Here is a 13,531-nt window from a genome sequence, read left to right on the forward strand (position 1 = left end):
TTCGGTTGTGGGAGTTATTCTCTGATAAGAAAGAGAAAAAGAGGTTATCCAATTGTTAATAGTAAACCCCAGAGGGTGTGAACCCTAATAGTTCCACGATAAAAAGGGTATACGTCTCACCGATTCAATATTTTCTGTACCTGATGAGCTTACCGAGTTTATGTGCCTGAATATTCCGGTACCGAAGATTCATCAACCGTATCGGTGTGTTCAGTACCTTCAATCGTTTCAAGCATCCGTTGAATGAAGAAATTTTCTGCAGAGACGACGAATGTTTGTGTTAGATGTGAATCATCACGATATACGTACACGTTACCGACAGCAGAAGGGCACTCTGCGTTGGGGCAAATCAGGTCTGTCATATCGACAGTGCCGAAGTTAGGGTATCGTGCTGCGTATTCTTCTAAGGGGTTAGATTGTTGAGCAAGTTCTGAGTCGAAGGTGCAGAGCTGATGGGTTCTTGTCTCACAATCTGCATGAGTTGATTCAAAACGAGGGTTATCCCGAAGAGCAACAATCTCAATACCTTCGTGCTCAAGATGTTCAATAAATTCTTCTAGCCCGTCAGGGACGTACTCCCCCGAGCCTTCGTACACGGAGATTGTTCCAATGGTGATGACGAGGTCAGGTTTTTGCTCATCGATATAGTGTTGTGAGTTCTCAATCCAGCGTTGGCATCCTTGATTTGTTGTATTACGGGCAGGGTCGAGTAGGTAGCAGTCGTTAAATTGTAAGAATTGAAGATCCCAATTTTCTTGTGTTGCTAGTGAGATAAGCGGATCGCCCCACTGATCCATATGAGAGTTTCCAACAGCGATGACTCGGTGTGTGGGCTCTTCAGAAGTTGTCAGTTGATGACAGTTCCATTTTTCAAAATGGTATGTTTCTAGAAGGCTCGGCGCACAAGAGGTGTTATAGAGGGGACGGTCGTCGAAACGGTCAGCAGAGCTAGGGCGAATACCAGCATTTTCTTCACCTTCGTAAATAAAACCTGCTTCAAGGGCAAGGGCACCAGGGTTATCGACTATAGGTTGAGCGTTCAGGCGTTGTTCTGCACGTTCTAAAACAACGTTCCATAATGTTGTACTTACGAGGACAACGGTCATACAGCATCCAACAATCAGGACAGAAAAACGTGCATTGCCGTCAAAACGCTGAGCACATGTTAAGAATTTTTTATTCGCCTGAGTAAGAATCCAAGCGCATCCCAACGATACTGCAAAGAGCATGATTCCAGCGCTGGTACTGGCCTTTTCTTGATCGACGGTGTAGAGGTAAAACACAAGAAGAGGCCAGTGGATGAGATAAAGCCCATAAGAATATGTCGCAAGCCATAGTAAAGGTTTGAGGGAGAGTAAACGCTCCACACCCCATCGGCTTGCACTATCTCCGCTAACCAGTACACCAGCGGCTGCTAAAGTGGGCCACAAGGCATAATACCCAGGGAAATTACCCTCAACATCTAGGATAAGGCCACATAATACTATTGCGATAAGGCCCATCCAACCCACCATTATTTTGATGGCTGAAGGGAAGCGAAGATACGGCAGCCCGATAGCAACCAAAGAACCTAAGGCAAATTCCCAAAGGCGAGTGTACGTAGAAAAATATGCAAGCTGTTGGTCAAGATGTGTGTAATAGACCGAGTACGTCAATGAAGCAAGAAAAACAGCACCAAAAAGAGTTGCTAGAATACCGCGAGCGAACCGTCGCCCTATCATACGGTAAATGACCCAACTCAGAGCAAAGAGTAAAGGCCATAAAAGAAATATTTGCCCTTGAACTGATAGCGACCAGAAGTGGCGTAACGGTGAGGCCTGTGAAGAATCAGCAGCATAATAATCCACCAAGTTGTTGATGGACCACCAGTTTTCATAATAAAAAACGACTGAAACGGCTTCATCCATAATCCCTTGCCACCGTGGCGCAGGCAGAAAAAACCGTGTCCCAATCAGCACTAGTAGAACAGTTGCCGTAGCCAAAGGCATAATACGTTTAAAAGTACGTGCCCAGTAGTCTTTGAGGGCTTTAAAACCGATTGGCTGACCTGTTTCTAGTTTCCGAGTGAATGAAAGCGTCATCAAAAAAGCGGAGATGAGGAGGAAAACGTCCACCCCTCCCGAAACTCGCCCGAGCCAAAAATGGTAGGCAACGACCAAGGTCACAGCAAAAGCGCGTAACCCTTGAATCTCCGGTCTAAATCGACGTTCTTTTGGTGCCACAGGTAAGTAATTTTCTCTTCGTGATAACAGACAACATGGTAGGAGTGAGATTCACCCCGTAATTAGTGTTTAACGCGATAAATATGTAGTTTAGGTACGTCCGAGGCTAAACCCTTGTTCTTGTAGCTGTTGGTTGAGTTCTTGATCCAAAGTAGAACCGTACGCACGAGAAATATGGTTATCGTCCATGTAAACATAGACGTTGCCAAAAATAGCAGAACAAAAACCATAGGGGCAATATTGTTCCGAAAAATCAAGACCATAAACCAAGGGATTGCGGTCTACGAGTTCTTGGGCAGGATTAATATCTGCAAGCTTTTGTTCCCGCTTTTCTCCACAAAACGTAGGATCTTCTGGATGAGTCTGAGCGCAATCATAAATATTATCAGCCCATCGAGGATTATCACGTAACGCAAAAACCTGTATCCCTGCTCGAGTGTATGCTTCAATTTCTTCTTCGATACCGGGCACGAGAATCTCCGAGTGATGCGCGTCTGTCTGTGTTACGAGCAAAGCGACGGCCTCAGGGTGAATATCAAGTACGAGCTGACGAATATTAGCGTTGTATTCTTCGCATTCTTCGTTAGGGTTCGGTTCTGCTTCCAAAGGATAACGACACGCGCCAAGATGTAAATCCATAAGGTTTATTTGGTGCTCTTGAGCCCACGGTCTATAGAACGCAATAGATTGTCCAGCATGCGAAGACCCAATAACCATCACTAAAGGACTATCTGCCTTAGAGGAGTTCTGTTCAAGTCCGCAGAGTGAGCTGATGACTCCCCTGTCTCCTCCAATAAGACCGCCACAACCGTTCGGGTCGATACCATCGTATTGTTTTTCGGGGTCGGTAGTAGGAATAGGCGGATACTTGTAATGAGTAGAAGCCTCATTGTAGGCATACGCCCCAGGAAAGTCGGGGCTTCCAGCAGCTTCGGCAAGAGCTTCGAGCTGATTGTTACGATGGTGGACCCACGCTTTAGCGCCCACGAGAGGAACACCAACAAGCATGAAGCAGCTCAGAATAATAGCTATTGGGCGAGTAGTAGCACCGGAGAGAAGTTTTTTCATTCCACGATGAGGTTTCGGTACCGCATGTTTTTTAACGGTGGGAGTACGTCGTAGAGGTTCTTCAATTCCATAGTGAATGATGGTGGAAATGACTATCGAGCTAATGATGAGCAAAGAACCGACCAAAAAATTGGGGTGGTCCACGCGAGCGCGAGTTGAGTAGATAATGTAGACCGGCCAGTGTACGAGGTACAGAGCGTAGGAAATTTCACCGAGTTTTAGTAGTGGTGTGGAGCTGAGAATTCGGTCTACACCCCATGGGGAGTTTGTTTGTCCGGCAAGGATGACGAGGGCGCCACAAGTAACGGGCCAGAGTGCAAGGTATCCGGGGAAGGCTTCTTGTACTGGCAGGATGAGCCCGCAGAGGATGAGTCCGGCAACGCCAACCCATCCCATGGGGATGCGAAGCCATTGTGGAGGTTTCCAGTAGAAGGTCACTATGGCAAGGAGCGTTCCGGTAGCAAATTCCCAGGCTCGGGTGCGGGTATCAAAATATGCGAAGCCTTGGTTTGTTGCAGTTTCATAGATAGAAAATGCGAGAGAGATTCCCCAGACGGTACCGAATACTAGGAGGGCTGTTCCGATGAGGTTGAGGCGGAAGCGGCGGACGAGTAATGCGACGCAGAAGAAGAGGATTGGCCAGAGGATAAAAATCTGTCCTTGCATGGACAGCGACCAGAAGTGTTGTAGAGGTGTTTTGGTGGCTGCGTCTTGGGCGTAATAGTCTACTGAATTATATGCTAAACGCCAGTTGAGAAAGTAAAAAAGTGCAGCTATACCATCGTGGATGATGCCCATGATTCGTGATGGGGACAGGAAGAACCATGCGGCGATTACTGTTCCTGCGATGACGGTGGCAGCAGCCGGCAGTAAGCGTTGAAAAACGTGTAACCAGTATTTGATGAGGGCCAGCGGTCTTCCCTCATTGATTTTACGTAAGGTTGAGAGGGAGAGGAGGAAGGCGGAGATGAAGAGGAAGACGTCGACGCCTCCAGAAACTTTGCCGAACCAGATGTGGTAGGTGACAACGAGGAAGAGAGCTAATGCGCGTAGGCCTTGAATTTCGGGGCGAAAACCTTGGGTTTTAAGCCACCGCCTATTCAACGGGTATTTGGTGTGTGTTTGCGCAACCATGAAAGAGTTCTCTTTCTGTGTGTATATCTGATTGACGAGAGTGCTGACCTTTGAACGTTACCGGAACTGGAGTCGATTGTCTGCCTAAATAGTATTTTTTCGAAGCCTACTGTGAGCAAACACAAGTTCTTTTTGAGGCCAGAAGAGCCTGTTTTAGTCCCTATACGGGAGGCTAAAACAGGCTCTTCTGTACCGTTAGAGGTTCTGAGAAGAAAATATTTTATTTCTCTTCTTCGTCCTCTGTTTCTGGTTTCTCGACGACGAGGGTTTCGGTTGTCAGTACCAATGCGGCAATGGATGAAGCGTTCTCTAGTGCTGAGCGTGTTACTTTGACGGGGTCAATAACACCAGCAGCGATGAGGTCTTCATAGTCGCCGGTACGTGCGTTAAAGCCAGAGCCAACAGGTAGTTGAGCTACTTTGCTGGTGACAACGTATCCATCTTCGCCTGCGTTTTGAGCAATCCAGCGTAGAGGTTGGACGAGTGCTTTCTTGACGATTTCAACACCGGTTTGAGCGTCTTTTGACTCAAGTGTCATACCTTCAAGTGCTGCTAACGCATGCACGAGAGCTGTTCCTCCGCCTGCGACGATGCCTTCTTCAAGGGCTGCACGGGTTGAGGACACTGCGTCTTCAATACGGTGTTTACGTTCTTTTGCTTCGACCTCGGTTGCTGCACCAACTTTGATGACGCCAACGCCACCGGCAAGTTTTGCTAGGCGTTCTTTGAGCTTTTCACGGTCCCATTCGGAGTCGACTCGCTCAATTTCTGAGCGGAGTTGGCTGACTCGTTCAGCGACGTCTGCAGAGGTTCCGGCACCTTCAACGATGGTGGTGTTGTTTTTAGTGACGGTGATACGTCGTGCTGAGCCAAGCTGGTCAAGGGTAACTGAGTCAAGGGAGATACCGAGTTCTCCGGTGATCACAGTGCCGCCGGTAAGAATTGCAAGGTCTTGCATAATTGCTTTGCGGCGGTCTCCGAAGCCAGGAGCTTTGACGGCAACGACGTTGAGGTTTCCTCGAAGCTTATTGACGACGAGGGTGCTAAGAGCTTCTCCGTCTACGTCTTCTGCGATGATGGTCAGTGGCTTTTTTGCCTGAACAATTTTTTCTAGCAGTGGCATAATCTCAGCGACTGTTGAGATTTTGCCTTGGTAGAGCAGGATTAAGCTATCTTCGAGGACTGCTTCTGCACGATCAGAGTCGGTGACGAATGATGGTGAGAGGTAGCCTTTGTCGAATTGCATACCTTCGGTAATTTCCAGTTCAATTTCTGTGGTTGAACCGTCTTCGATGGTGATGACGCCGTCTTGTCCGACTTTGTCGAAAGCTTGGGCGAGAAGTTCACCAATTTCTGGGGACTGTGCTGAGATAGCCGCTACGTGTGCGACTTCTTCGCCTTGGACGTCTCTGGCGTTTTCGAGTAGCCGTTGGGAGACAGCACGGACGGCGGTTTCAATGCCTCGTTTGACTTCTCCTGGTGCGGCACCAGAGGTGACGTTACGCAGACCTTCAGAAACAAGCGCTTGAGCGAGTACGGTTGCAGTAGTTGTACCGTCACCTGCTACATCGTTTGTTTTGGTGGCGACTTCTTTGGCGAGTTGAGCGCCAAGGTTTTCGTATGGGTCTTCTAGTTCAATTTCACGAGCGATAGATACACCGTCATTAGTAATGATAGGTGCGCCCCACTGCTTGTCAAGGACGACGTTGCGCCCGCGAGGGCCCAACGTCACTTTGACAGCGTTTGCGAGTTTATCCACACCAGCTTGCAGGCTCTTACGAGCTGCATCATTGAATTCAAGCTGTTTTGCCATGAATTCTTAGCTCCTTTGTATTGTGTGCGGAAAAGATTATTTGTTGACGATAGCCAATACGTCGCGTGCGGAGAGAATGAGGTAGTCTGCTCCGCCGAAGGATACTTCGGTTCCGCCGTATTTGGAGAAGATGACGATATCGCCTTCTGCTACGTCTACGGGGATGCGGTTGCCTTTTTCGTCGGTGCGTCCGGGACCAACTGCGATAACTTTTGCTTCCTGTGGCTTCTCTTTAGCGGTATCAGGGATAACAAGTCCGGATGCGGTGGTCTGTTCTGCTTCGAGAATCTGGACGACTACGCGGTCTTCGAGTGGTTTGATGGAGGACATTTTTGCTCCTTGATGTTCTTTTAACATTTCTGATGTTTGAGCTAAATGGTGCTTTTGAGAAAGTGTCGTCGTCGCGGTGCCGATACTTTTTCAAGAATAATTAGCACTGTCAGCTCTTAAGTGCTAACACAAACTTTAGAGCCGTACCCTAGAGAAGGTCAAGAAAACCCGCCAGTTTCGCACACAGCGCATCTATAATATGAGTTCTAGCCCAATATAAGGACACTGACGACTATGAGCACCTCTGTACATCCGGCACCAGCAGTTGAAGAAACTCAAGAAGAGTTAGAAGCAATTGCCCAATTCGTCCCTTACCATACGAGTCAAGCTCTCAATTATGCAACACAATTACGGGCACAAGGTTTCAGTGCAGAAAGTGTTCGCAGGATTTTAGCTCAAGCAAAAAATAGAACGAAAGCTTCCGAAAAATTTGGGGATAGAGCTCATCACATGCTTCTCAGTGAAGCTGGATATGAGCAGGCTACGCGCCAAGCTGTCGCGATGGTACATGCACAACGTTTTGTACAAGCGAAAGTTCATTCTGTTGCAGATTTTGGGTGTGGTATTGGTGCTGATGCACTCTGTTTCGCTCAAGCAGGGTTAGCCGTTACTGCCGTAGATATCGACGAGCAAACAGCTAGTTACGCTCAATATAATCTTGCTGATTTTCCAACAGCACAGGTTTTGTGTGCAGATGTGCAACAACTCGAGCTAAAGGCACTTCCTCATATATTTGGTCGCCCTATTGATGCGTTATGGCTTGATCCGGCACGAAGAACAGTGCAACAGGGTAAAACACAATCACGGACTTTTGACGCAGAAGATTTTTCTCCACCTCTATCATTCATCCGAGAATTAGCACAAACAGGAATCGCCATGGGCGTCAAAATGGGGCCAGCTATCCCCCACGATCAAATACCTGAAGAATGTGAAGCACAGTGGATTAGCCATCATGGGTCTGTTGTTGAAGTCGTGCTGTGGTTTAACGCGTTAGCACAACCTCACGTTAAAAGAAGCGCGCTCGTCCTTGATAGTGACCCTTTTGAGCCGTCAGTTGTCACTGAGGTTTCTAGCCCTTACCATGAATCTCACAGCCAGCAACAAGCATCTGAACCGCTGTATGAGGTCAAAGAATATATTTATGAGCCAGACGGTGCTTTAATTCGTGCGCATCTTCTCAGCGAAATTATTCGTACCACCGACGCAGAACTTATTGACGAACATATTGCGTATCTGACAAGTTCACATCCTTTGCAGATACGAGGCGTTAAAGGATACCGTGTAGAACAGATACTCCCGATTAACGACAAACATCTCAAACGCTGGGTACGTGAAAATAGCATCACGACACTCACCGTTAAAAAACGGGGAGTAGATATTTCTCCTGAACAGCTACGTATCAAACTCCTTGGAGCCCAAAAAAATACCAAAAAATCGGGGAAAGGGCACCATGGAACACTCATTTTAACGCGTATTGGAGAAGGTAAAACTTCTCGACGATTAGCGTTGGCTGTCTCACCTTTATGACGTCATAAGTACGTAATCCGTCTTTTCTGACCTACCATGGAAAAACACCATCACAGGTAGGAGAACGATGATTCCCTTCGCGCCGTCCGCACCATCCACATTAGGGGTAGAGTGGGAGCTTGCCCTTGTCGACGCTCAAACACAAGAGCTATGCTCTCGAGCGCAAGAAGTGCTAGCACTAGTACAGCAAAAAAACCCCGAATTATTGGACAGTGCTCAGGGCCCTCACCTCACGGGAGAGTTCCTCGATAATACGCTAGAACTTGTCACCGGAGTTTGCACAACCGTGGCAGAAGCCATAGAACAGTTACGTCAAGGAGCATTGGCTCTTCAACAGATAACTGACGAGTTAGGGATAGAGTTCTTCTCTGCCGGAACACACCCATTCTCACGTAGTCTTGACCAGCCAGTAGCTTCCAAAGAACGCTATCTCAAGATGCTAGACCGTACCCAATATTGGGGGCGACAGATGGTTATTTATGGTGTTCATGTACATGTTGGCGTCAATTCTCGAGACAAAGCATTACCTATTATCGATGGGCTCACCACCTATTACCCTCATCTACTTGCCTTATCAGCTTCTTCCCCTTTTTGGGAAGGAGTAGATACTGGTTATGTCAGCCAAAGAGCTTTAATGTTTCAGCAGCTTCCAACAGCAGGACTCCCTTTCCACTTCGATAGTTGGGAAGATTATGAAGATTACCTACAAGATATGCTCCATACAGGGGTCATCGATGATCCGAGCGAAAACCGTTGGGATATTCGCCCAGTACCACATTATGGCACCGTGGAGATGCGTATTTGCGATGGGTTGTCTTCGCTCAAAGATATTGCTGCTATCGCAGCGTTAACCCAATGTCTTGTTGAATCTTTCTCACGAAAGCTTGATAAGGGAGAAAGATTAGAAGCCCTCAAGCCTTGGCATGTTCAAGAGAATAAATGGCGTGCGGCACGCTATGGTTTGGACGCTATTATTATTCAAAATAATCGCAATGATGAACGCCATATACAAGAAGACCTACGAGAGCTCATCGATAGGCTCTGCCCTATTGCACACGATTTAAGGTGCACTGAAGAACTAAAGCATCTTGAGACGATTATAAGTTCTGGAGGAAATAGTGCCAGACAACGTCATGTTGCTCAGTCTTCAGGGGGTAATTTACGTGCAGTAGTCAAAGATTTAGTAGCTCAACGAGTACGGGATTCTGCATCGGGTGGCATTCAAGCATAGATTCTTACACTGAAATGATCTGCACAGGTAAGGAGGAGTCTGTCTCGAACTCTAGAGGAGAAGGTTTTATCCCCTCCGCAACGAGACGTGCTCCTAATGCCGCTACCATCGCCCCGTTATCAGTGCATAAAGACAGTTCAGGAACGATTAGTTCTACCGAATGTTCGGCGCAACGTTGAGCAAGAAGTTCTCGTAGCCGTGAGTTTGCAGCAACTCCACCGCCTAAGAGCAATGTTTCTAGCCCTTGTTCAGTACATGCTAATAAGGCTTTGTGGGTGATGACGTCTACTACTGATTCTTGGAAAGAAGCAGCAATGTCGGCAACAGGGACGCTTTCTTCGCGTGCTTGATATCCTTCAATAACTCGCGCAACGGCTGTTTTGAGACCGGAGAAAGAAAAATCGTAACGGTGGGGTCCAGGCGCCTCGGCTGTCCCCATAAATTTTCGAGCAGAAAGTCCACGTGGGAATCGGAAAGCCTGAGGGTTGCCAGAACGACTAGCTTGGTCAATAGCGGGACCGCCAGGATAGTTAAGACCTAAAAGTCTGGCTACTTTATCGTAGGCTTCCCCGGCCGCGTCATCGAGGGTAGCGCCGAGAAGACGAACATTCGAGGTGATGTTGTGTACAGCAAGAATTTCGGTGTGCCCGCCAGAGACAAGGAGCGCTCCAAGACCGCGTTCACAGAGCTGTTCGAGCTGGAGTGTGCCGGTTGGTTGGTCAAGCAGTCCGACACCAACGTGAGCGACGAGGTGGTTAATACCGTATAGGGGTTTACCGGTAGCAGCAGCTAACGCTTTAGCGGCACAGACCCCCACGATAAGGGCCCCAGCAAGACCTGGCCCTGCAGTAACAGCAATAGCGTCTATTTCGTCTAAACCTACTTGAGCTTCGTCAAGAGCTTGCTGTATTGCTGGAATCATTGCTTCGAGGTGGGCGCGAGAGGCAATTTCTGGAATGACTCCCCCGAAGCGGACATGTTCTTCCATGGATGAAGAAACCGTATTGCTCAGGAGAGTTGTTCCTCGTACAATACCGATTCCTGTTTCGTCACAGGATGATTCAATTCCTAGTACAAGAGGTTCTATGCTATTGGTCATGGTGCTTTTCTTCTTGGAGAGGTTCGACGGCTTCAAGGTCTTTCATCATTATCAGAGCGTCTACGCCATCGTTATAGTATCGTTCGCGACGGTGTACGGGTAAATACCCTTGAGCTACATATAAGTTTTGAGCAGCAGGATTGTCGGCTCGTACTTCTAACATGACACGTTGTGCCCCCCGAGCGCAGGCTTGTTCATGCAAGGTTTCTAAAAGCCAGGTGCCGTAACCGCAACGTCTTTTGGACGGACAAATAGCTAAGGTCTGGATGTCAGCAGTATCAGCTACGGTCATAACTCCGGCATACCCAATAATTTTGTGGTCTTGTTCTAACACGATGTAGTAACGAGTCGGATGTTGTACTTCTGCTAAGAACATTTCTATCGGCCAAGCATCTACGGGGAAGAGTTCGCACTCTAACCGATGTATTTGTTCGATATCAACAAGTTCTAATTCTCTTAGTACCACAGCTGAGCCATCTGAGGCAGTTCTCGTCTGGTTCATTAGGCGGTTCCTAACGCCACCATAGACTGAGGAACTTTTGCATCAGATTCACGTAAATAGAGTGCACTCGTTTCTGTTTCTAGACGCTGTTCTCCCAGACGCCATGCAGCTTGTAGTAAGTCAATAGCGTCGGGCTGAGATTGAGTAAACTCAGGAACAGCGTTAAGAAGGTTAGAGTATAGTCCGGCACCAGCACCGTAGACTGGCAGATTTTTAAGGTTTTGAGCAGACCCCACCGTTGGTTCACCGCATAGCTGATACCCGCAAGCGGTCAGTTCAAATTCTGCTGAATAGACTTCTCTACGTCGGGCATCAGTAGCGACGAAAAAGCGATGATATTGGTGTTTTTGGGCATGTTCATATGCTGATTCTGCGATAGCGTACAGGCTCATGAGACCGTAGCACCGAATATGGTGAGCGAAGCTGAGTGCTCGAGCTGTCATGATTCCAGCACGTAACCCCGTAAAAGGTCCCGGTCCTCTGCCGACGAGCACAGCATCAAGGTTTTCAGCTTTGACGTGAGCTTGTTCTAAGGTTTGGTGCACATATGGAGCCATGACTTCAGCATGTGAACGAGTATCTGAGGTTTTACGCTGGGCTAAGAGCTTGACCCCATCGGCAGTCCATTGGCCGAGGGCGACAGATGCGGTAGCGGATGAATCTAAAGCAAGTACAAACACGTTATCTAGTCTAGCGGTTTCCTTGGCAAAGATTATTGTTGAGCGTTCAAGACAGCCGAGAGTGCTTGCATTATAGCGTTCCAGTTCGTGCTGTCCCACCGAGGCCCGTATCCACGAATCATCATAGTACGTGGCTCTGAGCTGTGTTCATCGGCGTCATCGTCGCTAGAGGTCTGTTGGAACGGGATTTCTCCGTCTCCTCCGGTTGCCCGAATGATGTCTATTTCTAGGCGAGAATCACTGAGGTGTTCGACTTTATGTTCTCCCCACTCAACAACCGTCACCGAGCGTTCTAGAGAATATTCGAGGTCAAGGTCATCAATTTCTTCGGCACTGCTCAGACGGTAAGCATCTACGTGGACGAGGTCAGGCCCACCTGGGCGAATACCGTCAGGAAGGTTAGGATGCACTCGAGAAAGGACAAAGGTCGGAGAAATGATTCCGTCACGTACGCCGAGCCCCTGCCCAAGGCAACGTGTAAAAGTCGTTTTTCCGGCTCCTAATTCGCCGTTGAGTAAGATGAGGTCTGCTGGTTGTAGTAGTGGTGCTAAGGCTTCTGCAATCTTTTGGGTGTCTTCTATAGAAGACAGTTCGAAAGTTACGGTCTGGTTCATCATATTCTTTGTTCTGTGTTTTTTTAGGGACGGTAGACTCGTGGAACTCGAGCAGAAATACGAGTGACAATCTCATAGTTGATAGTCTGAGCAGCGTCAGCCCAAGCTTCTACAGGAGGGTTTTCACCATCTCCGAAGATGACAACGCGAGCGCCTAAGTATCCGTGCTTATCCTCTGATAATCCGGCTTGGCCAAGATCTATCACCATCTGGTCCATGGCAATTCTTCCAACGACAGTATGGTTTTGTGCTGGATAGCCTTCTCGGTAGATACGCACTGGTGCGTTCTGTGCGATACGAGGAATACCATCTGCGTATCCCATGGGGATGAGTGCCAATGTTGTCGGTTGTGAGGTGCGGTAGTTGAGCCCGTAAGAGACTCCTTGTCCGGCGGGGACTTCTTTGACTGCACTAATGTATGTTTGCAGTGTCATTGCTGGTTGCAAACCCAGTTCTTGTGAGGTTTTACCGTCAATAGGACTCAGCCCGTAAAGTCCAAGACCGACTCGCACGGTGTTACCGAGTAGTTCTTGTTCGTAGAGTCCTTCTCCTGCGCATAAGGTTCCGGGTGTATTGGCCAAGTGGATGTATTTGGGGTGTAGTCCTAGTGTTTGGGCTTGTTGTATGGCGGCAGAGAAGTTTGTTAGTTGTTGTTGTGTTTCGGTGATACGTTGAGGTTCATCTGCTACGGCGAGGTGTGAGAAGATGCCGCAGACGTTGATAAGACCCTGGTCTTGATATTTTTTGGCGCGGACGAAGAATGTTTCCCACTGGTCGGGGGTGCATCCGTTACGCCCTAAGCCGGTATCTATTTTGAGGTGGACGTGAGCAGTTTTATTCAGTTGTTCTGCAGCTTGTGCGATGTACTCGAGGTCCCACCCAGAGCTGCCTAGTTGGACGTTATGTGCTATGGCAGCTTTGAAAGGTGTGCGGGGTGTGTGGAGCCATGCAATCAGGGGCGCTTCAATCCCAGCTTCTCGGAGTTTGAGAGCTTCGCTAACGTGTACCACTCCAAGGATGTCAGCGCCAGCTTCTAACACTGTTTTTGCTACGGGGACTGCGCCGTGTCCGTAGGCGTCTGCTTTGATAATGGCGATTAGTGTTCGGTTTCCAATATTTTTTCGGATGGTTTGAACGTTGTGTCCGATAGCGTGGGTATTGATGATGGCTAGACGTTCGAGGTCGTTTTCATCTGGGTGATATTTTGAGGGTGTTTGTTGCATGGTTGGACTCCTGAGGTTTGTGGTTTTTAGTATCTCATGTTCCTCTGTTGGTGGTGTAGTGCATCCTATTCGTGACGTATCTTAAGGA

At 48.1% G+C, this 13,531-nt stretch carries 11 protein-coding genes; 2 read left to right on the top strand and 9 right to left on the bottom strand.

Annotated elements, in window-relative coordinates; translation table 11 throughout:
• Positions 1 to 158: 158 nt before the first annotated feature.
• From ACN084_RS00755 to groES, 4 genes are all read right to left on the bottom strand, one after another.
• Positions 159 to 2,222, bottom strand: a complete 2,064-nt coding sequence (locus tag ACN084_RS00755; RefSeq protein WP_419105598.1) for an acyltransferase family protein — start codon at positions 2,220 to 2,222, stop codon at positions 159 to 161.
• Positions 2,223 to 2,312: 90 nt separating this feature from the next.
• Positions 2,313 to 4,424, bottom strand: a complete 2,112-nt coding sequence (locus ACN084_RS00760) for an acyltransferase family protein (protein WP_419105599.1) — start codon at positions 4,422 to 4,424, stop codon at positions 2,313 to 2,315.
• Positions 4,425 to 4,644: 220 nt separating this feature from the next.
• Positions 4,645 to 6,237, bottom strand: a complete 1,593-nt coding sequence (gene groL, locus ACN084_RS00765; protein ID WP_419105600.1) for a chaperonin GroEL — start codon at positions 6,235 to 6,237, stop codon at positions 4,645 to 4,647.
• Positions 6,238 to 6,273: 36 nt separating this feature from the next.
• Positions 6,274 to 6,567, bottom strand: a complete 294-nt coding sequence (gene groES, locus ACN084_RS00770; protein ID WP_419100822.1) for a co-chaperone GroES — start codon at positions 6,565 to 6,567, stop codon at positions 6,274 to 6,276.
• A 234-nt stretch (positions 6,568 to 6,801) separates the two neighbouring features.
• On the opposite strand from groES, the gene ACN084_RS00775 reads away from it, so the two are divergent.
• Together ACN084_RS00775 and ACN084_RS00780 are read left to right on the top strand one after the other, a co-directional pair.
• Complete coding sequence (locus ACN084_RS00775) at positions 6,802 to 8,094, top strand: THUMP-like domain-containing protein (RefSeq protein ID WP_419105601.1); 1,293 nt, start codon at positions 6,802 to 6,804, stop codon at positions 8,092 to 8,094.
• A gap of 67 nt (positions 8,095 to 8,161) precedes the next feature.
• A complete protein-coding gene (locus ACN084_RS00780) occupies positions 8,162 to 9,325 on the top strand; it encodes a glutamate--cysteine ligase (protein ID WP_419105602.1) in 1,164 nt (387 codons plus the stop codon).
• Between the two features lie 4 nt (positions 9,326 to 9,329).
• On the opposite strand, the gene tsaD is transcribed toward ACN084_RS00780, so the two are convergent.
• The 5 genes from tsaD to alr are packed head-to-tail and all read right to left on the bottom strand — an operon-like array spanning position 9,330 to position 13,443.
• The gene (tsaD, locus tag ACN084_RS00785; protein WP_419105603.1) at positions 9,330 to 10,424 is read right to left on the bottom strand and encodes a tRNA (adenosine(37)-N6)-threonylcarbamoyltransferase complex transferase subunit TsaD; all 1,095 of its coding nucleotides are present in this window, start codon (positions 10,422 to 10,424) and stop codon (positions 9,330 to 9,332) included.
• Positions 10,414 to 10,926: a ribosomal protein S18-alanine N-acetyltransferase gene (gene rimI / locus ACN084_RS00790; RefSeq protein WP_419100826.1), complete on the bottom strand. Its 513-nt coding sequence runs from the start codon at positions 10,924 to 10,926 to the stop codon at positions 10,414 to 10,416. Before rimI ends, tsaD begins: the two co-directional genes overlap by 11 nt.
• Positions 10,926 to 11,606, bottom strand: coding sequence for a tRNA (adenosine(37)-N6)-threonylcarbamoyltransferase complex dimerization subunit type 1 TsaB (gene tsaB / locus ACN084_RS00795; protein WP_419100827.1), 681 nt, complete (start codon positions 11,604 to 11,606; stop codon positions 10,926 to 10,928). Before tsaB ends, rimI begins: the two co-directional genes overlap by 1 nt.
• A gap of 32 nt (positions 11,607 to 11,638) precedes the next feature.
• Positions 11,639 to 12,223 (bottom strand): tRNA (adenosine(37)-N6)-threonylcarbamoyltransferase complex ATPase subunit type 1 TsaE, encoded by a 585-nt coding sequence (tsaE, locus tag ACN084_RS00800; RefSeq protein WP_419100828.1) that lies wholly within the window; start codon positions 12,221 to 12,223, stop codon positions 11,639 to 11,641.
• Between the two features lie 20 nt (positions 12,224 to 12,243).
• Complete coding sequence (gene alr / locus ACN084_RS00805) at positions 12,244 to 13,443, bottom strand: alanine racemase (RefSeq protein ID WP_419105604.1); 1,200 nt, start codon at positions 13,441 to 13,443, stop codon at positions 12,244 to 12,246.
• Between the last annotated feature and the right edge of the window lie 88 nt (positions 13,444 to 13,531).

The sequence above is a fragment of the Rothia sp. P7208 genome (assembly GCF_048512915.1).
Lineage (GTDB): Bacteria > Actinomycetota > Actinomycetes > Actinomycetales > Micrococcaceae > Rothia.